The organism is Stappia sp. WLB 29, assembly GCF_023507705.1.
In the GTDB taxonomy this organism is placed as follows: domain Bacteria; phylum Pseudomonadota; class Alphaproteobacteria; order Rhizobiales; family Stappiaceae; genus Stappia.
The window spans coordinates 96,541-121,326 of record NZ_JALBGD010000009.1 but is presented as its reverse complement, the minus strand read 5'-3'; the positions used below and the strand labels follow the sequence as shown (position 1 = coordinate 121,326).

20 protein-coding genes are annotated in these 24,786 nt (G+C 65.2%); 13 read left to right on the top strand and 7 right to left on the bottom strand.

Features of this window, described 5'->3' with window-relative positions:
• The first annotated feature begins 869 nt into the window (after nucleotides 1-869).
• The 4 genes from MNI96_RS22120 (at nucleotide 870) to MNI96_RS16765 (ending at nucleotide 6,262) form a co-directional block, all read left to right on the top strand.
• Nucleotides 870-1,844, top strand: coding sequence for a Ppx/GppA phosphatase family protein (locus tag MNI96_RS22120; protein ID WP_502960354.1), 975 nt, complete (start codon nucleotides 870-872; stop codon nucleotides 1,842-1,844).
• A gap of 9 nt (nucleotides 1,845-1,853) precedes the next feature.
• Nucleotides 1,854-2,552, top strand: a complete 699-nt coding sequence (locus MNI96_RS16775; protein WP_249695024.1) for an RlmE family RNA methyltransferase — start codon at nucleotides 1,854-1,856, stop codon at nucleotides 2,550-2,552.
• A gap of 188 nt (nucleotides 2,553-2,740) precedes the next feature.
• Complete coding sequence (gene guaB / locus MNI96_RS16770) at nucleotides 2,741-4,243, top strand: IMP dehydrogenase (RefSeq protein ID WP_249695023.1); 1,503 nt, start codon at nucleotides 2,741-2,743, stop codon at nucleotides 4,241-4,243.
• Between the two features lie 720 nt (nucleotides 4,244-4,963).
• Nucleotides 4,964-6,262 (top strand): RsmB/NOP family class I SAM-dependent RNA methyltransferase, encoded by a 1,299-nt coding sequence (locus MNI96_RS16765; protein WP_249695022.1) that lies wholly within the window; start codon nucleotides 4,964-4,966, stop codon nucleotides 6,260-6,262.
• A gap of 112 nt (nucleotides 6,263-6,374) precedes the next feature.
• Here the strand turns inward: MNI96_RS16765 and MNI96_RS16760 are convergent, their stop codons facing one another.
• Nucleotides 6,375-7,583: a tetratricopeptide repeat protein gene (locus tag MNI96_RS16760; protein ID WP_249695021.1), complete on the bottom strand. Its 1,209-nt coding sequence runs from the start codon at nucleotides 7,581-7,583 to the stop codon at nucleotides 6,375-6,377.
• A 245-nt stretch (nucleotides 7,584-7,828) separates the two neighbouring features.
• Between MNI96_RS16760 and guaA the strand changes: the two genes are divergently transcribed.
• The gene (guaA, locus tag MNI96_RS16755) at nucleotides 7,829-9,394 is read left to right on the top strand and encodes a glutamine-hydrolyzing GMP synthase (RefSeq protein ID WP_249695020.1); all 1,566 of its coding nucleotides are present in this window, start codon (nucleotides 7,829-7,831) and stop codon (nucleotides 9,392-9,394) included.
• A 188-nt stretch (nucleotides 9,395-9,582) separates the two neighbouring features.
• Here the strand turns inward: guaA and MNI96_RS16750 are convergent, their stop codons facing one another.
• The 3 genes from MNI96_RS16750 to MNI96_RS16740 all read right to left on the bottom strand — a co-directional run bounded on the left by MNI96_RS16750 (nucleotide 9,583) and on the right by MNI96_RS16740 (nucleotide 13,406).
• Nucleotides 9,583-11,037: an aldehyde dehydrogenase family protein gene (locus tag MNI96_RS16750; protein WP_249695019.1), complete on the bottom strand. Its 1,455-nt coding sequence runs from the start codon at nucleotides 11,035-11,037 to the stop codon at nucleotides 9,583-9,585.
• 129 nt (nucleotides 11,038-11,166) lie between these two features.
• Nucleotides 11,167-12,246, bottom strand: coding sequence for an MBL fold metallo-hydrolase (locus MNI96_RS16745; RefSeq protein WP_249695018.1), 1,080 nt, complete (start codon nucleotides 12,244-12,246; stop codon nucleotides 11,167-11,169).
• Between the two features lie 41 nt (nucleotides 12,247-12,287).
• Nucleotides 12,288-13,406, bottom strand: a complete 1,119-nt coding sequence (locus MNI96_RS16740) for an NAD(P)-dependent alcohol dehydrogenase (RefSeq protein WP_249695015.1) — start codon at nucleotides 13,404-13,406, stop codon at nucleotides 12,288-12,290.
• A 167-nt stretch (nucleotides 13,407-13,573) separates the two neighbouring features.
• Here MNI96_RS16740 and MNI96_RS16735 point away from each other — a divergent pair, with 167 nt between their 5' ends.
• Nucleotides 13,574-14,473: a LysR family transcriptional regulator gene (locus tag MNI96_RS16735; protein ID WP_249695014.1), complete on the top strand. Its 900-nt coding sequence runs from the start codon at nucleotides 13,574-13,576 to the stop codon at nucleotides 14,471-14,473.
• Between the two features lie 13 nt (nucleotides 14,474-14,486).
• Here the strand turns inward: MNI96_RS16735 and MNI96_RS16730 are convergent, their stop codons facing one another.
• A complete protein-coding gene (locus tag MNI96_RS16730) occupies nucleotides 14,487-16,151 on the bottom strand; it encodes an MFS transporter (protein ID WP_249695013.1) in 1,665 nt (554 codons plus the stop codon).
• 222 nt (nucleotides 16,152-16,373) lie between these two features.
• Between MNI96_RS16730 and MNI96_RS16725 the strand changes: the two genes are divergently transcribed.
• On the top strand, nucleotides 16,374-17,234 hold the full coding sequence (locus MNI96_RS16725; protein ID WP_249695011.1) for a pirin family protein: 861 nt from the start codon (nucleotides 16,374-16,376) through the stop codon (nucleotides 17,232-17,234).
• A 113-nt stretch (nucleotides 17,235-17,347) separates the two neighbouring features.
• Here the strand turns inward: MNI96_RS16725 and MNI96_RS22115 are convergent, their stop codons facing one another.
• The gene (locus tag MNI96_RS22115) at nucleotides 17,348-17,617 is read right to left on the bottom strand and encodes a hypothetical protein (protein WP_502960353.1); all 270 of its coding nucleotides are present in this window, start codon (nucleotides 17,615-17,617) and stop codon (nucleotides 17,348-17,350) included.
• 66 nt (nucleotides 17,618-17,683) lie between these two features.
• Here MNI96_RS22115 and MNI96_RS16715 point away from each other — a divergent pair, with 66 nt between their 5' ends.
• Together MNI96_RS16715 and MNI96_RS16710 are read left to right on the top strand one after the other, a co-directional pair.
• Entirely contained in the window at nucleotides 17,684-18,526 is an 843-nt protein-coding gene (locus MNI96_RS16715) for a TIGR02587 family membrane protein (RefSeq protein ID WP_249695008.1), read from the top strand.
• A gap of 12 nt (nucleotides 18,527-18,538) precedes the next feature.
• The gene (locus MNI96_RS16710; protein WP_249695006.1) at nucleotides 18,539-18,946 is read left to right on the top strand and encodes a hypothetical protein; all 408 of its coding nucleotides are present in this window, start codon (nucleotides 18,539-18,541) and stop codon (nucleotides 18,944-18,946) included.
• Between the two features lie 41 nt (nucleotides 18,947-18,987).
• On the opposite strand, the gene MNI96_RS16705 is transcribed toward MNI96_RS16710, so the two are convergent.
• The gene (locus tag MNI96_RS16705) at nucleotides 18,988-19,671 is read right to left on the bottom strand and encodes a GntR family transcriptional regulator (RefSeq protein WP_120267525.1); all 684 of its coding nucleotides are present in this window, start codon (nucleotides 19,669-19,671) and stop codon (nucleotides 18,988-18,990) included.
• A 149-nt stretch (nucleotides 19,672-19,820) separates the two neighbouring features.
• Here MNI96_RS16705 and MNI96_RS16700 point away from each other — a divergent pair, with 149 nt between their 5' ends.
• From MNI96_RS16700 to MNI96_RS16685, 4 genes are all read left to right on the top strand, one after another.
• Nucleotides 19,821-21,542, top strand: a complete 1,722-nt coding sequence (locus MNI96_RS16700) for a thiamine pyrophosphate-binding protein (RefSeq protein WP_249695004.1) — start codon at nucleotides 19,821-19,823, stop codon at nucleotides 21,540-21,542.
• A 79-nt stretch (nucleotides 21,543-21,621) separates the two neighbouring features.
• Nucleotides 21,622-22,608, top strand: coding sequence for a Bug family tripartite tricarboxylate transporter substrate binding protein (locus MNI96_RS16695; RefSeq protein WP_249695002.1), 987 nt, complete (start codon nucleotides 21,622-21,624; stop codon nucleotides 22,606-22,608).
• A 92-nt stretch (nucleotides 22,609-22,700) separates the two neighbouring features.
• The gene (locus MNI96_RS16690) at nucleotides 22,701-23,195 is read left to right on the top strand and encodes a tripartite tricarboxylate transporter TctB family protein (RefSeq protein WP_249695000.1); all 495 of its coding nucleotides are present in this window, start codon (nucleotides 22,701-22,703) and stop codon (nucleotides 23,193-23,195) included.
• Nucleotide 23,196: 1 nt separating this feature from the next.
• On the top strand, nucleotides 23,197-24,720 hold the full coding sequence (locus MNI96_RS16685) for a tripartite tricarboxylate transporter permease (RefSeq protein WP_249694998.1): 1,524 nt from the start codon (nucleotides 23,197-23,199) through the stop codon (nucleotides 24,718-24,720).
• Nucleotides 24,721-24,786 lie beyond the last annotated feature (66 nt).

The window sequence follows — 24,786 nt, the reverse complement described above, 5'->3', positions numbered from 1 at the left end:
GAACTGCGCGGACGGCGTTCGGCAGCCTCTTCCGACACTTCGCGGGGGCTGGCACGTTGCGAGCTGCGCATATGGTGGTAAACTCTACCTAACGAGAATGCGGTTCCGGGCGGCGGCCACGAGCAGGCTGCCGTAGGGAAAGCAGAGGCGCCATAGGGCGCCGGCAAGGACAGACTGTGAGCGAATCGGGACAGATGAGGCCGGGCGACGACCGGCTGCATCCCGGCTCGACACCGGGACAGGACGACGCGACAGGCGCCGGCTCAGGGCCCGCCAAGCGCAAGAGATCCCGGAAGAGACGCAGGCCACAGAATGCCGGGAGCATTCAGGCCGGGGTCTCCGGCCAGGGCGCGGGACGCGCCGTCGGAGACCGGGATGCGAAAGCGAATGCAGCCGACGCGCCCTCAAGGGGCGGCGCGGATAGCAAGACTGCGTCCGCAGGCAGCCGCAAGCGCGGCCGCAAGCGGCACCGCCCGAACCGGGCCGAGCGCCGCGCAGGCGCTGCCCGTGCCGACAGCCATTCGGTTGCCGAAACAGGATCGGCTGCGAACGGACCGCACCACGCGGTAGGCCGAGGGGCCGACGAGGCACTCCGGGCACGGCCGCTTCCGGCCGGCGCGGAAGCGTTGTCGGTGCCGCCCGCTGCCGACCGAGAGATCGGCGCAGCGCCAGACGCTACCGCCCCCCATTCGCGGGAGGTAGACCCTGCCAGGCCCGAGCATCGGGACGCGGCTGCCAGGAACCATGGTCCTCGTTGCGCCTCCGGCCAACCGCGTCCTGCATCCCGCGAGGCGCCGGCCGTTTCCGACGAGGCGCAGGGGCGCCTGTATGCGGCGCTCGATCTTGGAACCAACAATTGCCGCCTGCTGGTGGCGCGGCCCGAGCAGCGCGGCTTTCGCGTGGTCGACGCCTATTCGCGGATCGTCCGGCTGGGCGAGGGGCTCGGCCACACCAACCGCCTGAGCGAGCCGGCGATGGATCGGGCGCTCGAAGCGCTGGCCTGCTGTCGCGACAAGCTGCAGGACCGGGGCGTCGAACGCTTCCGCCTGATCGCCACCGAGGCTTGCCGCGCGGCCGAAAACGGCCCGCAATTCATCGAACGGGTGCGCCAGGAGACCGGGCTTGCGCTGGAGATCGCGTCGCGGGAAACCGAGGCGCGGCTGGCGGTCGCGGGTTGTGCCTCGCTGGTGTGTCCGGATGCCAACGGTGTCGTGCTCTTCGACATCGGCGGCGGCTCGTCGGAAATCGTCTGGCTGGACCTGCGCAACCGCTGCGGCGCGCGCGGTGTGGCGCTCACCCGCTTCATCCGGGCCTGGATCTCGCTGCCTGTCGGCGTGGTCAATCTTGCAGAACGCCACGGCGGACGCCATGTCACGGCCGACACCTTCGAGACGATGGTCAACGATGCGCGCGCACATCTGGAGGCCTTCACGCTCGGCCGCGAGTTGAGTGCCGCCATCTGCGACGGCAAGGTACACATGCTCGGCACGTCCGGCACCGTCACGACGCTGGCCGGCGTGCATTTCGGCCTGAAGCGCTACGACCGGCGTCGGGTCGACGGGGCGTGGATGGACAATGAAGACGTCACCGCGATGATTGAGCGGCTACGCGCGATGCCCTATGAGGAGCGCGTCGACAACCCCTGCATCGGCGCCGACCGGGCCGATCTGGTGCTGGCCGGCTGTGCAATCCTGGAGGCGATCCGGCGGCGCTGGCCCTGCCAGCGGCTGCGTGTCGCCGACCGGGGCTTGCGCGAGGGCATCCTGATGGAGCTGATGGCTGCCGACAATGTCTGGCGCCGCAAGCCGCCGCACCGACAGCGCCCGCGCGGGCGCACGAGATAGGACAAGGCAATGACCACTTCGGGCCGCGGACGCGGCGACCGCGGCATGTTCGAGCGGGTGAAGACCGCGCGCAAGCGCTCCAACTCCTCCACCCGCTGGCTGCAGCGACAGCTCAACGACCCTTACGTCCGCCGGTCGAAGATCGACGGTTACCGGTCGCGTGCGGCCTACAAGCTGCTGGAGATCGATGAGAAGCACAAGCTGCTGAAGCCGGGCCAGAGGATCGTCGATCTGGGTGCCGCGCCCGGCGGATGGTGCCAGGTGGCGGCGGCCAAGACCGGTTCGACCGACGCGGATCCGCTGATCGTCGGCATCGACTATCTGGAGGTCGAGCCCCTGCCCGGCGTGGTGCTGCTGCTGAAGGATTTTCTGGACGACGATGCGCCCGAGGCCCTGTTGCAGGCGCTGGGCGGCCACGCGCCGGACCTCGTGATGTCCGACATGGCGTCGCCGACCACCGGCCACCGTCAGACCGACCACTTGCGCACGACGCACCTGTTCGAGGTCGCCGCTCTCTTTGCCCGCGAGAATCTGGCGCCGGGCGGGGCCTTCCTGTCGAAGGTGTTTCGCGGCGGGGCGGAGAACGACCAGCTGGCCGAGCTCAAGCGCGACTATCAGACGGTGCATCACATCAAGCCGCCGGCGAGCCGCAAGGAAAGCCCGGAACTCTATGTGCTTGCGAAGGGTTTTCGCGGTCGGCAGGACTGAGCGGACGGCAGTCGTCGTATCGGAACCTTGAAGAAAAGATCGTGGAGGGGCCGGTCCTTCCGCGATCGCGCTTCCCTTCCCGTCGCACGCGTGTTAATGACCCGCGCCAACTTCTCCCATCTGCGATTTCTCTTCCGGACGCCTCCCGACCGGACGAGTTTCGTTTTTCCTGAAAGGGGAACTGGCCGATGCCCTCATTTTACCAGTCCATCCATGGTACGGAGGCTCTGACCTTCGACGACGTCCTGCTGATGCCGGGCCATTCCGAGGTCCTGCCGGCGGAAACGGATCTGCGCACCCGCGTGACGCGCGAGCTCGAGCTGAACCTGCCGATCTTGTCGAGCGCCATGGACACCGTCACAGAAGGGCGCCTCGCCATCGCGATGGCGCAGGCCGGCGGCATCGGCGTCATCCACCGCAACCTGACCGTCGACCAGCAAGCCGAGCAGGTCCGCCAGGTGAAGAAGTTCGAGTCCGGCATGGTGGTAAACCCGCTGGTGATCGGCCCGGACGCGACGCTGCAGGAAGCGCTGGACCTGATGCAGCGCTTCGGTATCTCCGGTGTTCCGGTGGTCGAGAACGGCGGCGCCGGCGGCCAGCATGTCGGTCGTCTGGTCGGCATCCTGACCAACCGCGACGTGCGTTTCGCCTCCGATCCGGCGCAGCGCGTTGCCGAGCTCATGACGCGCGAGGGACTGGTGACCGTGCGCGACACGGTCAGCCAGGCGGAAGCCAAGCGGCTGCTGCATGCCCATCGCATCGAGAAGCTGCTCGTCGTCGACGACCGGCAGAACTGCGTCGGCCTGATCACCGTGAAGGACATGGAGAAGGCGCAGCTCAATCCCAACGCCTCCAAGGACGAGCAGGGCCGCCTGCGGGTCGCGGCGGCGACGAGCGTCGGGCCGGAGGGCTTCGAGCGGGCCGAGCGGCTGATGGATGCCGGCGTCGACCTGCTGGTCGTCGATACCGCTCACGGCCATTCGGAGCGCGTGCTGGAGATGGTCCGCCGGGTGAAGGCGCAGTCCAACGCGGTGCAGGTCCTGGCCGGCAATGTCGCCACGGGCGACGGCACGCGGGCACTGATCGATGCGGGCGCGGATGCGGTCAAGGTCGGTATCGGGCCGGGGTCGATCTGCACCACGCGCATCGTCGCCGGTGTCGGCGTTCCCCAGCTGACGGCAATCATGGAAGCCTGCGCGGCCGCGGAGAAGGACGGCGTGCCGGTCGTCGCCGACGGCGGCATCAAGTTCTCCGGCGATCTCGCCAAGGCGCTGGCTGCGGGTGCTTCGGCCGCTATGGTCGGCTCGCTGCTGGCGGGCACGGACGAGAGCCCGGGCGAGGTCTATCTGCACCAGGGCCGCTCCTACAAGGCGTATCGCGGCATGGGCTCGGTCGGCGCGATGGCGCGCGGCTCCGCCGACCGCTACTTCCAGGCCGAGGTGCGCGACACCCTGAAGCTGGTGCCGGAAGGCATTGAGGGGCAGGTGCCCTACAAGGGACCGCTTGCCAGCGTCCTGCATCAGCTCGGCGGAGGCCTGCGTGCGGCCATGGGCTATGTCGGCGCGCGCAGCATTCCCGATCTCCAGGAGAAGGCACGTTTCGTGCGGATCTCCGGCGCGGGCCTGCGCGAAAGCCACGCCCACGATGTCACGATCACCCGCGAGAGCCCCAACTATCCCGGCGGCGTCTGAGCGCGGCGCGGGCAACGCCAATGACAAAAGCAACGGGCGGGAGATATCTCCCGCCCGTTATCGTTTCCGACGTCTCTTGCCTCGAATCCGGGCGATCAGCTCGCGGAAGCTTCCGCAGCTACGGTGGGCGAGGCGGGTCGCCGGCCTCCGCGGCGGGGCGCACGTGGCGCCCGCGACATCTCCAGAAGGCGGTGCGCGCAGGCGACGAGAAGCTCTGGGGATTCCCCGGCCATGTCCTGAGCCGCATACGTGAAATACGCCTTCCAGGCGCGGATTTCCTTTTCGGGATCCGTTGTCGGACTTGCTGATGGCTGGTTGATGTCTTGGCGCATGGCATCCTCCTCCGGTCGGAAAGATTTGGCGCCTGCGGACGTTATGGAAGCGTTATTTCTATTCTACTCGTCGGCACGTATTGGTTGAGATAAAGTTGTAATATGTAAATAATAACTATTCATTCCTACTTAAGGTTGGCTTATAATACAATCCCTGGATGAAGATGGCCGAAAAATCGACAGACGGCAACAAAACCGGAAGGGTGGCCGGAGATTGGCAATCGGTGACGGATCGGTTAAAGCAGCCGAAAGGGCGCAGTGCCGGCCGGCAGGGCGGTGACGGGCTTGCCGGCAGGATGTTGCGCGTCGCGCCTCAGGCAGCGGCTGCGCGGCGCGGCCAGTTCCGCGACAGGCCGGTGCGCATGGATGAATTTCGAGGGCACGGAAGATGAAGGACGGAGGCCGCCTGGCGGCGGCAATCGAGATTCTCGGCGACGTCGAGCAGGCGCGCCGGCCGGTGCAGGATGCGCTGCGCGACTGGGGACGGCAGCACCGTTTTGCCGGGTCGGGCGACCGGCTGGTCATCGCCAATCTCGTCTTCGATGCGCTGCGGCGGCGGCTGTCGCTGGCCGCGATCATGCAGGACGAGAGCCCGCGTGCACTGGTTCTTGCCACTTATGCGCGGATCTGGGGCTTCGGCGTCGACGGCCTTCTTGCGGTTCTCGACGGCGACCGCTTCGCCCCGGAACCGGTGACCGAGGCCGAGGCGGCACGCCTTGTCGCCGAGCTGCCTTCGGACTTGGCGCCGCATGTGGCGGCCGACATTCCAGAGTGGCTGTGGTCGCAGTTCCATGAGGCGTTCGGCGATGCCGCGGTCGAGGAGGGCAGGGCGCTTGCCGCCCGTGCGCCTATCGACCTGCGCGTCAACCTGCTGAAGGGCGACCGCGAGCGTATGCTGCGCAAGCTCTCTCATCTCGCCCTGCACGAGACGGCGATCTCGCCGGTGGGACTGAGGATCGAGCCGCCGCTCGGCAAGGAGCGTGCGCCGCACGTTCAGGCGGAAGAGGGATTCCGAAAGGGCTGGTTCGAGCTGCAGGACGAGGCGAGCCAAGTGGCGGCGCTCGTCGCCGCGTCCGTCGAGCCGACGCAGGTTCTGGACTATTGCGCCGGCGGCGGCGGCAAGACGCTGGCGCTGGCCGGCGCCATGGGCAATCGCGGTCAGATCTATGCCCACGATGCCAGCAAGCTGCGTCTGGCGCCGATTTTCGAGCGGCTGCAGCGCGCAGGCGCCCGCAACATCCAGGTTCGCGACCCGGAAGCGACGTCGCTCGCCGATCTCGAAGGGCGGATGGATCTGGTTTTCGTCGACGTTCCGTGCTCGGGCACGGGCGTGTGGCGCAGGCGGCCCGACTCCAAATGGCGCATCACGCCCAATGCCCTGGCCGCGCGCGTGCGCGAGCAGCGCGAGGTGCTGTCCGCCGCGAGCCGGCATGTGCGCCCCGGTGGCCACCTCCTCTACGCGACATGCTCGCTGCTGCCTTGCGAGAACGGCGAGCAGGTGCGCGCATTCCTGGCAGAGGCCCCCGACTTCGAGGTCGTGTCGCTGGAGCCGCGCTGGACGGAGCTGTTCGGCGAGGCTGCGCCGCGACCGCGCTTCGAGGAGCCGGGCTTTGCGACGCTGAGCCCTGCGCGCACCGCGACGGACGGCTTCTTCATCGCCCTGCTGCGGCGCCGCGAAGAAACCTGAGCCGCCGGAGGCGACAGCGATATCCGATGCGAGAGGCTGCTTGCGGGCAGCCTTTTTCGTTTCAGGCGGAATGAGTTCGCATGTCAGATGCCGGGCCGGCCGGCGTTGGCCGTCACATTCCGGGAAAGAGCGGCAGGTTCTCCGGATCGCGCCGTGTCTCGCCCTCTTCGCCGGTCTCGCCTTCGGCGTGTCCTGTCTGCTCTATCTCGTTCGATGCGGGTTCGGTGAACAGCTCTTCCGCCGCAGGGGCTTGATCGGTCGGTTGCTGGCGTTCGGCGAGCAGTCGCTCGGCCCGCTCTGCCGCTTCCTGTGCCCGCTCCACCGCCTGCTTTTCGAGCTGCGGCACCAGCACGTCGAGATCGCGCCAGACCCCCTGGGGCACGCGGTCGCGCTGGCCGGCGGCCATCAGCACGCTTCGGGCCTGCAGGCCGGCACCGGCGGCCGCGAGCGCAGTGCCGAGGGCATTTCCGGCAGCCCGGTTGTCCGCATCCAGCTCCCATGCGGCACGGGCGTTGGACAGGGCGCCGGCAAGGTCGCCCGCCTTGCGGCAGGCATGGCTGAGCTGGATCGGGTGCTCCGGATTGTCGGGCTCAAGCTCCTGCGCGTCGGCAAAGGCCTCGATCGCTTCGCTCCAGCGCTCGCCGGCCAGGTGAATCGATCCGAGCAGGGCCATGATCTCGGCATCGGCGGCCCCGCGCGCCACCGCATGGGTGGCCGCGTCCAGCGCTTCCTCGTGGCGAGCCTGGCGGAACAGGATGCGGGCCAGCCCTTTCAGGGCCGGAACATAAGTTTCGTCGAGGCGCAGGGCATGGCGATACTGGGCGATGGCGGCGGCCACATTGCCGAGCGGCGCCTGGGCATCGGCATCCAGCGTCAAGGCGGCGGCGCTTTCGGGCATCGCCTTGAGCAGGCGGCGGGCATGGGGAGCGGCCTGGGCATGGCGGCCCGAGCGGATCAGTATGGTCGACAGGCCATAGAGGGCGTTGCGGTTGTCGCGGTCGAAGTCGAGCACCGCCAGGAATGCCTCGCGGGCCTGGTCGTAGCGTCCCAGCAGCAGCAGAGCATTGCCCAGATTGGCGCGGGCGGGGCCGTGTTCGGGGCGGGTGAACACCACCTGGCGCAGCAAGGTCACCGCTTCCTCGAGGTCGCCCTTGCGCATCATCGCGGTGCCGGCGCGGTAGCGGGCTTCGAAGTCCTCCGGATCGCGGGTCATCAGCGCACGGTAGATGTCGAGGGCGCCGTTGAAGTCGCCGGCGGATTCGCGTGCGGCGGCCGCGATGAGAGCATCGGAGGCTTCGGGCGGCGAAAGGAATGAGGCCATGGATTGGGTGGGCTCCTGAGCCGCGCTAGTGCCGTTGCGGTCCGACAGCGGCGATTCGGCCGCGCGGTCTGCAAAGCAGATCATTGCGGGAGCGTAGGGTGCTTCGTCCAGATGGTCAAAGTTCCTGCGCCCGTTCCTGCAGTTATCCGCATCCGTCCGGCAAGATTGCGGCATTGCGGTAAATGCAGGGCTGACGGCGCAAGATTCCTGTTCAAAACCCGCCACGCTTTGGCTATTAGCTGCCCATGACCGACCAGCTCCTCATCATCGATTTCGGCTCGCAGGTAACCCAGCTCATCGCGCGGCGTTTGCGCGAGCTGAACGTCTATTGCGAGATCCATCCCTTTCAGAACGTCACCGACGACTTTCTGGCCGAGTTCCGGCCGAAGGCGGTGATCTTCTCCGGCGGCCCGGACTCGGTAACCCGCCAGGGATCGCCCCGCCCGCCGGCCTCCGTCTACGAACTCGGCGTGCCGATCCTCGGCATCTGCTACGGACAGCAGGTGATGATGCAGGATCTCGGCGGCCAGGTCGAAGGCGGTAAGATCTCCGGCGGTGGCGGCACGGCGGAGTTCGGCCGGGCCTATGTGACGCCGACTGAGCAGCGGCTGCCCTTCCTCGATGGCTGGTTCGACGGCGGGCGCGAGCAGGTCTGGATGAGCCATGGCGATCATGTCAGCCGGCTGGCTCCGGGCTTCCAGGTGTTCGGCACCTCGCCCAATGCGCCCTTCGCCATCACCGCAGATCCGCAGCGCCGGTTCTTCGCCGTGCAGTTCCACCCGGAAGTGCACCACACGCCGAACGGCAAGCGGCTCTACGAGAACTTCGTCAAGCTGGCCGGCTTCACCGGCGACTGGACGATGGGCGCCTATCGCGAGGAGGCGATCCGCAAGATCCGCGAGCAGGTGGGCGACAAGAAGGTGATCTGCGGTCTGTCCGGCGGCGTCGACAGTTCGGTTGCGGCGGTGCTGATCCACGAGGCGATCGGCGATCAGCTCACCTGCGTCTTCGTCGATCACGGCCTGCTGCGCCTCGGCGAGGCGGAGGAGGTCGTGGCCATGTTCCGCGACCACTACAACATCCGCCTGATCCATGCCGACGAGCAGGAGCTGTTCCTGTCGGCGCTGGAGGGCGTCAGCGATCCGGAAGTGAAGCGCAAGACCATCGGCAAGCTCTTCATCGACGTGTTCCAGAAGCATGCGAACAGCATCGACGGCGCCGAATTCCTGGCGCAGGGCACGCTTTATCCGGATGTGATCGAGAGCGTCTCCTTCTCGGGCGGTCCCTCGGTGACGATCAAGAGCCACCACAATGTCGGCGGTCTGCCGGAGAAGATGGGGCTGAAGCTGGTCGAGCCCCTGCGCGAGCTGTTCAAGGACGAGGTGAGGGCGCTCGGACGCGAGCTCGGTCTTCCCGACAGCTTCATCGGCCGCCATCCGTTCCCCGGACCCGGCCTTGCGATCCGCTGCCCCGGCGAGATCACGCGGGCGAAGCTCGACATCCTGCGCAAGGCGGATGCGGTCTATATCGACCAAATCCGCCGCCATGGCCTCTATGACGAGATCTGGCAGGCCTTCGTGGCGATCCTGCCGGTGCGCACGGTCGGCGTGATGGGCGACGGGCGGACCTACGACTATGCCTGCGCGCTGCGCGCGGTGACATCGGTCGACGGTATGACGGCGGACTATTACCCCTTTACCCACGAGTTCCTCGGCGAAACCGCGACGCGGATTATCAACGAGGTCGAGGGCATCAACCGGGTGACCTACGACATCACCTCCAAGCCCCCCGGAACAATCGAGTGGGAGTGACGAGAGCATAGTTTCTTACGATACCGCGTCGTGGCACTGGTGGCTCAAACGTCTCGATAGATACCGGATAATATGCACACACGATCGCGGCGAACTTGCTGACCTCAGTTGCGGTCGCGGATTTAAACGAGCGTCCAAAACAAAACTGTTGGAAAAGCCTCAGCCAATTTGCGCAATAAAACCGCCAGCTAGATGTTTAGTCCCGGTTTCAGCGCGATGTGCTTGTATTCAATGAAGTCGTCGAGCGCGGCGTGGCCGTTCAGCCTACCCAGTCCGGACAGCTTGAACCCGCCCTCCTCGGTGCTGTCATACACCTTCGCCCAGTCGTTCACGAAGACGCTGCCCGCCTCCAGGGCCTGGGCTACCCGCAGGGCGCGGTCGAGGTCGCGCGTCCAGACGCTGGCGGACAAGCCGTAGTCGCTGTCGTTGGCGAGGCCGATGGCTTCGTCTTCGTCGCCGAAGCGCTGGATGGTGAGAACCGGACCGAAGGTCTCCTCCTGCACGATAGCAAGGCTGTTCTTGGTGACCTCGAGCAAGGCGGGGCGGAAGAACGCTCCCTTGGCTAGCGGACCATCAGTGATCGGGCCCCCGCGGACGACCGGGTTGGCCCCGGCGTTGATCGCGTTCTGGACGACCTTGTCGACCCGCTCGACGTTCGCCTTGTCGATGAGCGGGCCCATGTCACTCGCTGGATCGGAGGCTGGGCCGACACGCACGGCACGCAGTCGCTCGGCGAGCTGATCCCGAACGGTAGCGTACACCGCGTCCTGAACGAGCAGTCGGGAACCCGTCATGCAGAATTGACCGGCGAACACAGTTAGCGCCTTTTCGAGCACAGGCAACATCGGGGCGATGTCGGCATCGTCGAATACGATCATCGGCGCCTTGCCCCCAAGCTCAAGGCCGAACCGCTTTATCCGGGCTGCGCCGACCGCGCCGATGGCAGCGCCGGTCCGCGTGCTTCCTGTGAAGCTGATCGTCGGCACCTCGGCACTCTCAACGAGGAGCGCGGCGCCGTCTGATCCGGTTTCGACGAAGAGGTTCATGACGCCCTGCGGCAGATCTGTGCTCTCGGCGAGTATCTCCGCCAGCACAGCTGCGGTCTGCGCGACCTGCCCGGGCATCTTGACCACGACGGTGCATCCCGCCGCCAGCGCAGGTGCGAACGACCTCACCGCCAGGATGACCGGTGAGTTCCAGGGCACGATGACGCCCGCCACGCCCATCGGTTGGCGCAGGATAATCGAAAGGCTACCGGGTCGCGGCCGCGTGGCGCGACCTGCCTCCGTGCGCGTCATCGCCGCCCAGTAGCGCAGCTTGTTCGGGGCTGCGGAGACTTCGAGTGCGGCTTCGCTCCTGACCTTTCCATTCTCGAGCGCGAGGATATTGATCAATCTTTCGGAGTTCCCTTCGATCGCCGCCGCCATCTGGTCGAGAACTCTCGCGCGGAGTTCAGCATCGTGCGCCCATTCCGAGCCGCGAAAGGCGCGGGCTGCTGCGTCGATCGCCGCAGCAGCAGCCGGTCCGCCATCGTCTACATATTTTCCGATGACATCGCAGGTGGCCGGATTGATGGAAGCGCTGTGCTTCGTCGACGAAACGAACGCGCCGTCGATCCAGTTCTGGGCAAAGTAAGTCGTCATCGGATCATCCTTCCGGAACCTGCATGGCATGACGGGTTCCGGCATCGCCCCAAATTTAAGCGGCGCTGCTACGGAGCCACGGCTCGTTGTTCCTCCCGCCGCATCGTGGCCGGAGGAGCGGGCTTGGGGCTAGGCGAGGAACGGCGGCGGGTTCTCGCCGCGCAGCCGGTAATTGGGGCGCGGCCTCTCCAGTCGGATCGACTCCATGACGGTATAGGCGTGATATTTGGTCATGCTGGTCACGCCGGCCAGACGCTCGGACCAGAGCTTGCCATTGCTGGTCTTCTTCTCGAGCACGTGCTTGGTCGTGTAATTGACCATTGAGTTGATCCAGTTCTCCGACCCGACCCAGAAGCGGTCGAGACCCGGTTTCAGCAGGATGTCGACCAGCCTGTCGGATCGCGAGTAGATATCGATGGCCGCCTGTGCACCTTCGAGAATGTCAGCGAAATACTCAATCGCCTCTTTGACCAGCTCTGGCGTACCGTACTTCATGTGATGACCGGCGACGAGGAAGTCGAAGTCGTACTCCATGATCTGGTGCTGAGCCTCGTACCAGGCAGTGATGTTCTGGGAGGCGTCGCAGTGCATGAAGGTGGCGCTGCCAGGGCTGATGATGTCGATGCAGGTCAGCACCTTCTGCGCCGGGGAGTAGATGAAGATGTTGCCGGGGCAGTGATTCTCGCCCTTATAGGAGAGCTTCAGGGTCACGCCGCCGACCGTCAGCGCATACTCTTTGGCAAAGGTGATCGTGGGCAGCGGTCGGCCTGGATCCGGGAAGCGCTCCAGCAGTTCCTTGGTGATCTCGTGCGCGACGATCTCCACATTCGGCCCGTAGACCGAGGCGGCACCTATATGGTCGGTGTGCCAGTGGCTGTAGATTACGTGGGTCACCGGCTTGTCCGTGACATCCTCGATTGCTGCCAGCATGTTCTCACCCAGCGTGGGCGGTGCATCGATCGCGATCACGCCTTCGTCCGTTACGACGAAGGCCGCATCATAGCCGCCGCTGGTTACCCAGTAGAAGCCGTCGCGGAGCTCCTCGACATGGTAACCGAGCTTTTGGAAGCGTTCGCTCCAGAAGTAGGGCGGGTAATATTCGGGGGGATCGAGCGGATGCTCGCCTGCCTCTGGAAAGCCGTATCGGTCGATGCCGAAAAAGGCCGGCGTGTCGGACGCCGTGATGGGCTTCTGGTGGTTGTTGCACATGGTTTGCTTCCTTCCTTGTGCTGATCGTGAAGTTCGGCCGTTCAGACAGCCGAAGGCTCGAAGCGGAGGACTGCTTTGATGACTCGACCTGCGGCGACGTCGTCGAAAGCCTGGTTGATGTCCGCGAAGTTGTAGAAGGTGATGAGCCGGTCAAACGGGAAGCGGCCGCTGCGATAGAGACCGATCAGCTCTGGAATCATCAGCGCCGACACCGCGTCGCCCTGGATGATGCCCTGGAGCGTCTGCCCGACCGTTAGACGCGCCGCATCCACGATCGCGCCCGAGTGATCATTGAACGCGACAAACCCGAAGTTCCCGAGCGGGGCCAGCGCACCGATCCCGGCGTCGAGGTTCTCCGCGCGACCGCTGGTGTCGAGGATGAACTCAACGCCCCGCTGTTCGATTTGTCGTATCTCGGTGCAGACGTCCGTTCCGCCTGCGGCGTTTATGACATGCGTTGCACCCAGCTCTTTCGCGAGTTCCAGCCGCTCGACGTTCACGTCGATGGCGATGACGGTCGCAGCATCCGCGACCCTGGCGGCCATGATCGCGGCAAGGCCGACCGCGCCGACGCCGAAAACGGCAACGGTGGCACCGACCGGAACCTTCATCGCCTTCAGGATCGCGCCTGCGCCGGTCTGCATGCCGCAGCCGAGCGGCCCGAGTATTTCCAGGGGAACGTCGCTCGGCACCTTGACGGTGTTGCGCTGATGAGCAAGCGCATAGGTGGCGAACGAGGACTGGCCAAAGAAGTGGCCATGCAGATCGTCAGCGCCTTGCCACCTGACGCCTCTGGAGCCGTCCAGCCTCGCGCCCGCGAAGTTGGCCTCCCAGACCCTGTCGCAATATGCGGCGTGGGAGGATAGGCAGGGCTTGCACTCTCCGCAGGAGTGGTAGGACAGCACGACGTGGTCTCCGGGCTTGACGTGGGTGACTGTCGATCCAACCCGTTCCACGATGCCCGTCCCCTCGTGGCCGAGGATCGCCGGGAGCGGCGCCGGCATTAGCTGCCGGCGAACGTGGGCGTCGGTGGCACAGATCCCCGTCGCAACCATTCGCACGAGCACCTCGTCCGGGCGGGGCGCTTCAAGCGTGACGTCTTGTATGATGAACGGCCCGTCCTTTCGTTCGATCACCGCTGCGCGTGCTTGCTGGGTCATGCGTGCTCCTGCCCGATATGAGGATCATCAGCGGTGTGTGAGCTCGTCATTGGCAGCCTCCGTCAGATGATATCCGGGCGCGCAGCCTTGGGTCCGCAACCCTTTTGCTGAGAGTAGCGGTTCGATAGTGTTGCAGTAGCCATCGTGACAGGAACCAGGAGTTGCTGATGCCGGAACCCGACCCCGTTGATCTTTTAGATGTGGTCTCGTTCGTTCGCGTGGTCGAAACCGGCAGCATTGCGAATGCGGCCGCGCGTCTTGGCATCGCCAAGTCCATGGTAAGCCGTCGTATCAGCCGCCTGGAGAGAGTGCTCGGCACGCAATTGCTGATCCGCACACCGAGGGGCACGTCGTTGACCGATGTTGGCCGTGAGTATCATGCGCGCGCTGGACGTGGCTTGGCGGAACTGGAATCAGCGCGGGAAGTCGTCAACAAACTGACGAGCGAGATTTCCGGGCTGCTCCGCATCCAGGTTCAGACCGCCTTTGGCGAGCATGTACTCGCGTCCCTGCTTGCTGAGTTCGCACTGCTTCATCCGCGCGTTCAGCTAGACATATACTTCGAGGACCGTCGGGTGGACATGAACGTCGAGGCTTATGATCTCGCGATCAAGCCGGGAACCGACTCGGACCTGACGCTCATCACCCGCAAACTTGCCAAAGTTCGCTGGGTTGTCGTCGCCAGCCCGGCTTATCTAGATGCGCGAGGTCGCCCCACCAGACCCTCCGATATGAACGCTCACAAAGCCTTGCTCCACGTCCAGGACGCCGGAAACTGGCGTTTCCAAGGTACGGATGGCTGGGAGCACGTGCGCATGGACTCGGAGTTCTGCGCTGACAACGGACATATGCTCCTGGCCGCTGCGCGTGCGGGGCTGGGCGTGACCCTTGTTCCCAGGTTTATGGTCGAAGGAGCGCTGCTGCGTGGTGAACTGGAAGCCATCCTGCCTGTCTTCCCGCACGAGGGGGCCGATCTGCAGATATTCATGCCGCCCGCACGATCTGATATTGCAAGAGTACGCGCGCTGGTGAACTTCCTCTACGAGAGGATCGACCGGGAAGTTTGAGTAGCTCGTCGACTCACAACACGGGCAATCCCCAGGCTGCGACCAGCAGTGCAACGCCGACGATCGCAATAGTCACAAACACCGCAGCGGGAGCATTTCCGGGACGAGGCGGGCGCCAGCCACTATCGATCGATTGCGTTGCGGACGCGTAAGTTTCCCCCCGCTGAAGAGCCGGCCCCGCTAAGTCCAGAGCCCGCAATTCCTTTAGCCGCCGTCGTATCCGGATCGCGAGGAGGAGCGCGAGGTAGATCGTTGTGAATGCGGCGATACCTGCCGCCAGACGCAACGTGCCCATTTGTGCTCCCTGCGTCTCTCCCGTCGTCGCCACGGTCCAGTCGGCATGACTCCCCAGCAGCGCTGGGCCGGCCAGCGCGCCAAGTGCGTTGACGACACCAAACAGGACGATGAAGCTGATAAGCTCTCGGTTGCCATGCTGAAGTGCGCTGGCGATGCCGAGCAGCAGCGCCGGCCCTAGGAAGAACGTTCCGGCGAACGCGATTGCCGCCTGCGACAGGTAGAAGCGCTGCAGATGATGCGGACCTGTCGCAGCGCTGTCGATCAGGGCCGCGATAGCGACGATCCCGATGGCCAGCATCATCGGCCGGGCCAGCTTCTCTGCATTCACCGAGACTGCGCTCGCCAGGACGCCGGCGACGGCCCCGCTGAACATGGCCAGAGACAGCGTCCACAGTTGATGGTTCGTGGCTCCGAGCGACTTCACGGTTGCGATCGCAAGGTCTTGTTCGGCCAAGACGATGCGCACCATGAAGATGGCCGCGGCAAAACGCGGAACATCGCCACGCCCGAGCCAACGCAGGTTCAGCAGCGGCGTTTTACGGTATGTCTCGATGGTAGCTGCCGCCACCAGCGCGGGTATGGCGACAAAAAGCGACACGAGGATCCACGGCGCCTGAAACCATCCCTCCCATCGGCCGAGCCCCAGCACAGCAGCGATCAGCGCCAGCCCACCGCCCATTAGAACGAAGATCAGCAAGTCCAGCGGCTTGAAGACGCTCACTCGCACTGCTGGCGGCAGGCGGAGCAAGCCGACCGCCGCCATCGACAGCAGGGCGAGTCCCGCCTCAAGCATGAACAGCGAACGCCATCCCTCGCTGGCAAGCAAGGAGGGCGACAGGACACGTGCCAGCGGCGTCGCGCATTGCGTCACCCCGATGCCGAGTACCAGCCCTCGCAGACGCCATTCCGCTGGAAAAGCCTGCATCATGTGGAAGAGGCAAAGCGGTATCAGCGCCACCGCAACGAACCCGCTGATCGCGCGCAGCAGCAATGTCGTCCCAAGGTCCAAGACGAGAAGGTGCACCAGCGCCAGCGCGGCATAGAGGCCCAGGAAGATCAGCGTGAAGCGGCGCAGGCCGTATTGCTGCCGAACCTTGATCAGCAGCAGGTTGGCCGAGACAGCAGTCATCACATAGCTGGTCGACAGCCATGCCACCTGATTGGCGCTCAGACCGAAGAGCTGCTGCAGCTGCGGCGTGTTGACGTTCACCAGGGCGCTGCCCATGCCCGCGGTCGTCCCGACCAGCAGTGCGACAAGCGCATAGGCAAGTCGAATCGCCGGGCCATGATTCGGCGTTGCGGGCGAACCGGCGACGGGCGCGCGCTCGTGCTCGGGAAACTCATGGATTTCTTCGTCTAGGACGCCGCGCATCGGGTTCATGGGGCGGCGCTCATGCCGGCTATCGAATGAATCTGGCATGGAGCAAATGTAGACGGTCGGCCCGAAACCGGCACGAACCTTTGGGTTCCTTGATGGGCAACGCTGGGTTCTTGACCGCGCATCTTGATCCAGACCGGACGTTTCCGAGATGAAATGTAACCCTGCTGGCGCGATTTCATTCCATGAGGAAGACGGCGCCGCGCCATGAGAAGGACTTGGGCAATGTTTGAAAGATCGTTGGATCGCATCACCAAAATACCGGCGCTGGGGCCGGGCTTCGACGGCGAGAGGCACAAGGCCGCTTTGGTAATTGCGCCGGGCGAACTGGCCGCGACCGATCCGTTCTTCCTGATGGCCGACGACAACATTACGCTGGAGGGAAGATTTGGAGAGGCACACCCTCATGCTGGCCTGGAAACCGTCACGTTCATGCTCAACGGTACGATGGAGGATACCGGCGGGCGGCTGGAGGAAGGCGATGTCGAGTGGATGACCGCCGGCAGCGGCATCGTCCATTCCGAAAACGCGATGGTCTCCACCGGAATGCGCCTGCTCCAGCTTTGGCTGATCCTGCCGGAGGCGCAGCGCAATATGCCCCCTCGGGTGCAGATCCTGCGCGGCTCTGCGATGCCGGTTCATGCCGAGCCCGGCGTCATGGCGAAGGTCTATAGCGGCCAGTTAGGGGAAGCGGTGGCACCGACGATGAACGCCGTCCCGGTCACGCTCATCGACATCCGGTTGGAGCCCGGCGCCGCTTTCGCGCCCCAACTGCCGGCCTCCTACAACGGATTTGTCGTGGGGATCGACGGCGAGGTGGAGGGCGGCGTCACCGCCGAGGTTCTAACCAAGGGCGCGATAGGCTGGACAGGACCCTTGGGCGATGGCGCCAGTTCACTCTCATTGCGGGCGGGCGACCGCGGCGCTCGTCTATTGATGTACGCGGGGCAACCGCAGAACATTTCGGTGGTCGCACAGGGGCCGTTTATCGCCGGCTCGCGTGAGGAATTGGCTGGCTACTACGACGCCTACCGCCACGGAAAATTTCCGCATGCCGGCATGATGCGGCCGGTCGCCCACGCATGATTGGAGCCGCACGGTATGGCCGTGCGGCTCCAATCAGAAAGTAATGTGGCACTGAGGAAGACCAACCCCAAACATTGGTTTTTGAACAGGCCGTCGAGCACGGCCCCACCTTCTCAGGAGTTGGAGTCTCCGACAAATCCGGGGCGGTTCAGTTCGACCAGATTGCGATAGCGGTAAAGGAAGGCGCTGAAGGGAAAGCTGCGCTTGCGGTTGGCCTTGGCCGGGATATTGGCAAAGCCGCCGGCGGCCTTGCCTGCGTTGCGCATCGCAGGCGGCGATGAACTGAACCGCCGGCGCTGCTGACGCCGGTTCCCTCGTGCTACGAGCAGTGCCGTCAGGGACAGCGTCGCGCGACTCTGCAGCCGTGCGGGAACCGGAAGCATCCCTGCGGGTTAGAGTTCCGTGATGGCGGCGCTTGCGCCGGTTCGGGTGGCAGAAGCGGAGCGCCGGTGCAGGTTCGTCGCAGGGATGACTACGGGATCGCCCAACTCGCCCGGGATGTCGGACGGGCGGGCGGCGGTGCGCTGATCTTTTCGCTGCCGATGCTGATGACGATGGAGATGTGGGATCTCGGTCTCTATCTCGACCCGGTGCGGCTGCTCGTGCTGGTGCTGGTGACCTTGCCGATGCTGGTGCTGCTGTCGCGCTGGATCGGCATCGAGAGCACGCGCAACTGGCGCGACGATTGTCTCGACGCCGCTCTCGCGCTCGGCATATCGGTGGTGGTCTGTCTGGTGGTCCTGGCCCTGTTCGGGGTGGTCCGGTCGGGCGAGCCTGCCGACGCGCTTGCCGGCAAGATCGCCATCCAGATGGTTCCGGCCTCGATCGGGGCGCTTCTGGCACGCAGCCAGTTTGCTGGCAGCACCGGCGAGGAGGGCGAGTCCCCCAGGGAGGCTCGCGAGTCCTATGGCGGCGAACTTTTCCTGATGGGGATCGGTGCCCTGTTCCTCGGCCTCAACGTCGCGCCGACCGAGGAAATGATGCTGATCTCCTACCAGATGAGTGCATGGCATGGGCTCGGCCTGCTCGCCCTGTCGATCGGCCTGATGCACGCCTTCGTCTTTGCGGTCGGCTTTGCCGGCGGGTCGCCGACCTCGCCGGAGGAGCCGTGGTGGAGCCCGTTCCTGCGCCTGACCCTGCCCGGCTACGTCATCGCGCTGGCCATGAGCCTGTTTCTGCTGTGGGTGTTCGCCCGTTTCGACGGACAGGAAGCGGGCAGCATCGTGATGACGGCGGTGGTGCTGGCGTTTCCCTCGGCCCTGGGGGCGGCCGCGGCGCGGCTGGTGTTGTGAGGAGGGTCGGCAATGGCTGAGGGCAATCGCAGCGAGGCAGGGGGCAGACCGGCGGTCGAATGGGTCGTGGGCTCCGTTTCTCTCGCGCTGGTTGCCTGCATCATCGCTTTCCTGGCCTATGAGGCGCTGTTTGGCGGTGCAGCGCCGCCTGTTCTCGGGGTGTCGATCGACCGGTTCGAACGGATGAACAACGGCAGCACGGTTGTCGAGGTGATCGTGCGGAACGACGGCGACCGGACGGCGGCGGGGGTCGTCGCCCAGGTCGTAACCATGGGCGCGGCGGGGCAGCGCATCCGCAAGACGATCCGGTTCGACTATGTGCCCGGCCATGCGACCCGCCGTGGGGCCTTCCTGTTCGACGATGCGGGCGTTTCCCGGGCGGACCTGCAATTGAGCATCGACGGGTTCACCGAGCCCTGACCATTCTGGCGTAGCCTCTCAGGCAGTCTCGGGGCAGCCTCTCAGGGCGCGTAGAGCTGTGCGAAGGCGTTGCGCACGTTCTCGGTGATCGATTCCAGGCGCCGCTCGATATGGGCGGCCATTTCGGCCCGTGCGGCGTCCGCATCGCCGCGCTTCACGGCCTCCAGGATCCGCTGGTGCGGATCCGTGGTCACGCTGTCCGGCCCGTCGCGCTCGCACAGGGTCTTGAGGTCGATCAGGCGAACGTAGTGGATGCGGCCGTTCATGTTCTCCAGCATCCGCACCATCTCGGCATTGCCGGAGAGCGCGGTCAGCCGCGTGTGGAACTCCTCGTCCAGCCGCACGAGGTCGACGGGCGAGGTGCCCGGCTGGTAGTCGACGCGCGACTCGTTGAGGAACGTCTCGAGCGCGGCCACGTCCTCGGGCTTGGCGCGCAGGGCCGCGAGCTTGGCCGCTTCGCACTCGATGGCGGCGCGGGCCTCGTAAAGGTCCATGATCTCGGCAGGGGTGAGCGAACGGCAGAAGAAACCCTGGCCGCTGCGGAACGTCAGGAAGCCTTCCGCGACCAGGCGGTTGAGCGCCTCGCGCAGGGGCGTGCGGCTGGTGTCGAGCTTCTTGGCCAACTCGCTCTCGTTCAGGCGGGAATCCGGCTTGAACCGGTAATTCGCCGCCATTTCCTTGAGCTCGCGGTAGGTCCGCTCCACGCTGCCTTCGGTTCTTGTCATTTTTTCAATGGGTTCCATTTCCCGCGCCGTCCCTGCGAAGCACTCTAGCCATCGGTCCTGAAAAAACAATTGAATTGTGTTTTGTTCTGTGTATCGTCCTGTATACAGAATGGAATGCAAGATTGCGCGCGGCGACGAGAGAGGCTTTCGTGACACAGACGATGAATGGCGCTCAGGTCATCCTGAAGATGCTGGAGCTGCATGGCGTCCGGCATGTGTTCGGCCTGCCGGGGGAAACGACCATCGGCTGGTACAAGGAATGGCAGGAGCACTCGAACATCGAATATGTGCTCACTCGCGACGAGCGGACCGCCTCCTTCGCCGCCGAGGCCTATGCCAAGATCACCGGCCGGCCTTGCGTGCTCGAGGCGCCGAGCCCGGGCGTGACGCATTGCACGCCGGGCATCACCGAAGCCTATCTCAGCTCGGTGCCGGTGATCTATTTCAGTTCGGACATCCCCATCAACCAGGACAAGAAGCACGGCCTGACCGGCGTCGACCAGACGGCGCTCTATGCCAGCATCTGCAAGGAATCCTTCGTCCTCACCAAAGTGGCGGAGATCCCCTTCCTGCTGCGCCGCGCTTTCCGCGTCGCCACTTCGGGCCGCCCGGCGCCGGTGCATATCCGCGTGCCGATCAACGTCTTCCACGAGGAGGCGGAGATCGTCGACCTTTATGCCGAGCCGGAATACCAGTTCTTCCCCGCCCACCGTCCGGTCGCCGATCACAGCCGGATCCGTGCCGCAATCGATGTGCTGCTGGCCGCAAAGAAGCCGGTCATCGTCTGCGGACAGGGCGCTCTCATCTCCAGGGCGACGCAGGCCGTGCTCGACCTGGCCGAGTTGCTGCAGATCCCCGTCGGAACCACCACGCCCGCCAAGGGCGTGATTCCGGAGACCCATCCGCTGTCGCTGCGGGTGATCGGTGCGCGCGGCGGCATGGAGTATTCCAACTCCTATGTCCGCGAGGCCGACACGGTTTTCTTCATCGGCTCGAACACCGATTCCAGCAGCACCGACCACTGGAAGCTCTACGGCGATCCGAAGACCAAGACCTTCCTGCATCTCGACATTGCCGAGGCGCATGTGGGCAACAACTTCCCGCTCAAGGTCGGCATGGTGGGCGATGCGCGCGCCACGCTCGACTACATGGTCGAGTTGATCCGCGCCGAGCATCCGGGCATCAAGCGCGAGACAATCGATCTCACGGAGATGAAGCGCACGGCGCTCGACGCGGTGTTCAACTCCAACATGCCGATGCCGGAAGGCACCGTCTCCCCGGTCAAACTGACACAGGTGCTGGACCGCATCCTGCCGGCCGATGCCATCGTCACCGCCGAACCGGGGGTGAGCGCCATCTATCCGTCGGCGCTGATGTCGGTGCGCGAGGCGGGGCGCCGCTACATCACCAACTACTCGATGGGCTCGCTCGGCTATTCCGTGCCCGCCGGCATCGGCGCGGCCTTCGCCTCCGACGGGCCGGTGATCTCCTTCACCGGCGACGGATCGCTGGCCTTCGTGCTCGGCGACTTCGAGACCATCCGCCGCAGCGGCAAGAACATCACCGTCATCCTGACCCGCAACGACACCTACGGCTGGATCCGCGGCGAGGCGATCCTGCTCGACAATGTCGACGCGCCCTGGACCACCGACTTCGGTGCCGTCGACTACATCAAGGTGGCGGAAGGCTTCGGCTTCAAGACGGCGCGCATCACCAGCGAAGACCAGATCGAGGCGGTGCTCAGCGAGGCGATCGCCAATCCGGGCGCCAACTTCATCGAGATGATGGTGCCCTCGCAGGACAAGATCGTCCCCTTCGTGCCGGCCTGGGTCCGCACGGCCAAGGAGCGGAAGCTGCCGTATTTCGCCTGATCCGCAGGCGGGCAGGGCCTGTCATCCACCTTTTCACCGGGCTTTCAATCAACATCAGCAAACCAGAGGGAATGAGCTCATGAAATTCGCGAACCTGTCCAAGGCCCTGATCGTGGCCGCGGCGCTGTCTCTGCCGTTCGTGCCGGCGGCAAGCGCCCAGGACTATCCCAGCAAGGACATCATTCACATCATGCCGTGGAGCGCCGGCGGTGGCACCGACACCGTCATGCGGACCTTCATGAGCTTTGCCGAGAAGTCGCTCGGCGTCGGCATCAACACGCAGAACATCACCGGTGCGCAGAGCGGCGTCGGCACGCTGCGCCTGATGAAGTCGCGCCCGGACGGCTACACCATCGGCTCGCTGACTTGGGACAGCGTGATCACCGTGCCGTATTACGACTTGGTGCCGGGCTTCGACACGGCTCAGCTCGCCTATCTCGGCTCGGTCACCGTGCACCCGACGGCTATTGTGGTGCGGGCGGATTCGCCCTGGCAGACGCTTGAGGAATTCGTCGAGGCCGCCAAGGCCGCGCCGGGCACGCTGAAGATCTCGAACGTCGGCACCGGCGGCGTCTGGCACCTGCCGGCGCTCGACTTCGCCAGCCAGGCCGGCATCGAGGTGCAGCACATCCCGTATCCGGGCGGCTCGGCCGCGCAGCGCGAGGCGTTGCTCTCCGGCGAGACCGAGGCTGCGTCCATCAGCATCTCCGCCGCCTATGCGGCCATCGACAGCGGCCAGGCCCGCGTGCTCGGCGTGATGGCCGACAAGCGCGACCCGAACTTCCCCGACGTTCCGACCTTCAAGGAAGCCGGCTACGACGTCGTCTGGGGCGGCTTCCGCCTGGTCGGCACCCAGGCCGAGGTGGACCCGGCGATGCGCAAGACCCTCGAGGAAGGCTTTGCCGCCGTCTTCGAGATGCCGGAGTTCCAGGCAACCGCCAAGGAGACCGGCATGGGCGCCGTGTGGATGAACGCGGAAGAGACCGCTGCCTATGTCGAGCAGTCGCAGAAGAAGGCGTTCGCGCTGATCGACCAGCTGATCGCCGACGGCCTGCTGCAGAAGTAAGGCCCGTACGGGCGGGGCCGAGCCGCCCCGCCCGATTTGCGTTCCTGATCGGCCTTGGGGACTGCGCCGTGCCGGCGCAGGAGGGTATGCCAATGACGCGACGTATCACGGGGCAGGTGCTGTTTGCATTTGTCCTGCTCGGAATGAACACGGTCTATGCCAGCCAGCTACTGGCCATGCCGCTTCCCTTTGCGACGGGCGAACCGGGCCCGGCCTTCATGCCGGTGCTGCTGTGCGGCTTCGTCTATCTGGGCGTCCTGAAGATCCTGGTCGACGAATTCCGCAGCCCCGAACCGGTGCCCGATACGGAGCGCGCCCTCAGCGCGATCCCGCGGCTCGGCATCGTCGGCCCGCTGGCGGCCATCGCCCTCATCAGCCTGTTCGTGATCGTCTTCTTCTATGCCGGCTACATCGTCGCCGCCGCGCTCTACACCTTCGCGATCGCCCTGTTCTTCAACTACGAACAAAGCGGCAGCTGGGGCCGTTCGGTCCTGTTCGCCGTGGTGACCTCCGCCGCAATCACGGCGTTCGGCTGGCTGTTCTTCGTGAAGCTGTTCGGCCTCTACCTGCCGATGTGGGAGTTGTGAGATGTTTGGACAGCTTGCCGACGGGTTCCTGGCGCTCACCGACCCCGTAACCTTTCTCTATCTCATCGGCGGTTTTCTCCTCGGCATCGTCTTCGGTGCCATTCCCGGCCTCACCGCGACGCTGGCCATCGCCCTCTTGCTGCCCTTCACCTTCGGGATGAAGGTGGCCGACGCGCTGGTCATGGTGGCGGGCATCTACATGGCCGGCATCTATGCCGGCTCGATCACCGGCATCACGCTGAACATTCCCGGCGCCCCGTCGGGCGCGATCACCACGATCGAGGGCAATGCGCTGATGAGGCGCGGCGAGGGCGTTCAGGCGCTGGGCGTCAGCGCGCTGTCCTCCGCCATCGGCGGTCTGATCGGCACCGTGGTGCTGATCTCGCTGGCGCAGCCGGTCAGCAGCCTTGCGCTGTTGTTCCGTACGCCGGACAAGTTTTCGCTGGTGCTGCTGGCCGTCGTCACGGTGGCCATCGTCTCGCAAGGGTCGCTGCTGAAATCGGCGGTGGCCATGGCCATCGGCCTGATGATCTCGACCGTCGGCATGGACCCGATGGCGCCGGTCGGCCGCTTCGATTTCGGCAGTTACCACCTGATCGAGGGTGTCGGATTGCTGCCTGCTGTGATCGGCCTCTTCGCCATCTGCGAGATGATTGCCCAGTCCGGCATTCCGGCGAAGCTGGTGCAGGGCGTGTCTGCAGCACAAGCTGCGCGGCCGCGCCGCCGCGATTTTATTCCCCGCCGCGAGCACCTGCGCCAGATCGGCGTCTTGAACTCGGTGAAGAGTTCGGTCATCGGCGTGGTGATCGGCATGCTGCCGGGGGGCGGTGCGTCGATGGCCTCGTTCATCGCCTATGCGGACGCCAAGCGCGGATCGAAGCATCCCGAGCAATACGGCAAGGGCTCCTACGAGGGGCTGGCGGCCTCCGAAAGCGCCAACAATGCCATGTGCGGCGGCGCGGTCATTCCGCTGCTGACCATGGGCATTCCGGGCGATGCGGTCACCGCGATCATCTTCGGCGTGCTGCTGATCCACGGCCTTGTGCCGGGGCCGGCCCTGCTGGGAGCGAACTTCCCGCTGATCGCGCCGATGTTCGCTGCGCTCTTCGTCGCCTCGATCTTCGTGTTCCTGTCGGTGCTGGCGTTCGGTCCGGTCTATCTGCGCCTGTCGCAGATCAATCGCGGCTTCCTCTATGCCTTCATCGGCCTGATCTCGCTGGTCGGGGTCTACGCTTCGTCCTTCTCGATCTTCCAGATGTGGATGGCGTTGGCCATCGGCGTGCTCGCCTATTTCCTGCGCCGCTTCGGCTATCCGGTCGTGCCGGCGCTGATGGGCGTGATCCTCGGGCCGTATTTCGAGGAGTTCCTGCGCCGGTCGCTGATCGTCTCGGAAGGCGATCCGACGATCTTCCTGCGCAGTCCGGCGAGCGTGATCCTGCTTTTGATGACGGCGGCGTTCGTGTGGTTCCTGCGGATCCGTCCGGCACGTCTTGCCGCCGCTGCCCAAAAGGGGGAGGGGGCCTGACAGCCCGCTTTCCCGGCCGTGGCTCCCCCTGGCCATGGCTTCCCCCGGCCGTGATGGCCCCACGTG

What these genes read in the sequence shown, in the direction of transcription:
- MNI96_RS16735 (WP_249695014.1), top strand. Translation starts at nt 13,574, where the DNA reads ATGCCGGAACCCGACCCCGTTGATCTTTTAGATGTGGTCTCGTTCGTT.
- MNI96_RS16775 (WP_249695024.1), top strand. Translation starts at nt 1,854, where the DNA reads ATGACCACTTCGGGCCGCGGACGCGGCGACCGCGGCATGTTCGAGCGG.
- MNI96_RS16740 (WP_249695015.1), bottom strand. Translation starts at nt 13,406, where the DNA reads ATGACCCAGCAAGCACGCGCAGCGGTGATCGAACGAAAGGACGGGCCG.
- MNI96_RS16725 (WP_249695011.1), top strand. Translation starts at nt 16,374, where the DNA reads ATGTTTGAAAGATCGTTGGATCGCATCACCAAAATACCGGCGCTGGGG.
- MNI96_RS16695 (WP_249695002.1), top strand. Translation starts at nt 21,622, where the DNA reads ATGAAATTCGCGAACCTGTCCAAGGCCCTGATCGTGGCCGCGGCGCTG.
- MNI96_RS16690 (WP_249695000.1), top strand. Translation starts at nt 22,701, where the DNA reads ATGACGCGACGTATCACGGGGCAGGTGCTGTTTGCATTTGTCCTGCTC.
- MNI96_RS22115 (WP_502960353.1), bottom strand. Translation starts at nt 17,617, where the DNA reads ATGCTTCCGGTTCCCGCACGGCTGCAGAGTCGCGCGACGCTGTCCCTG.
- guaB (WP_249695023.1), top strand. Translation starts at nt 2,741, where the DNA reads ATGCCCTCATTTTACCAGTCCATCCATGGTACGGAGGCTCTGACCTTC.
- guaA (WP_249695020.1), top strand. Translation starts at nt 7,829, where the DNA reads ATGACCGACCAGCTCCTCATCATCGATTTCGGCTCGCAGGTAACCCAG.
- MNI96_RS16705 (WP_120267525.1), bottom strand. Translation starts at nt 19,671, where the DNA reads ATGACAAGAACCGAAGGCAGCGTGGAGCGGACCTACCGCGAGCTCAAG.
- MNI96_RS16760 (WP_249695021.1), bottom strand. Translation starts at nt 7,583, where the DNA reads ATGGCCTCATTCCTTTCGCCGCCCGAAGCCTCCGATGCTCTCATCGCG.
- MNI96_RS16710 (WP_249695006.1), top strand. Translation starts at nt 18,539, where the DNA reads ATGGCTGAGGGCAATCGCAGCGAGGCAGGGGGCAGACCGGCGGTCGAA.
- MNI96_RS16765 (WP_249695022.1), top strand. Translation starts at nt 4,964, where the DNA reads ATGAAGGACGGAGGCCGCCTGGCGGCGGCAATCGAGATTCTCGGCGAC.
- MNI96_RS16685 (WP_249694998.1), top strand. Translation starts at nt 23,197, where the DNA reads ATGTTTGGACAGCTTGCCGACGGGTTCCTGGCGCTCACCGACCCCGTA.
- MNI96_RS16750 (WP_249695019.1), bottom strand. Translation starts at nt 11,037, where the DNA reads ATGACGACTTACTTTGCCCAGAACTGGATCGACGGCGCGTTCGTTTCG.
- MNI96_RS16745 (WP_249695018.1), bottom strand. Translation starts at nt 12,246, where the DNA reads ATGTGCAACAACCACCAGAAGCCCATCACGGCGTCCGACACGCCGGCC.
- MNI96_RS16730 (WP_249695013.1), bottom strand. Translation starts at nt 16,151, where the DNA reads ATGAACCCGATGCGCGGCGTCCTAGACGAAGAAATCCATGAGTTTCCC.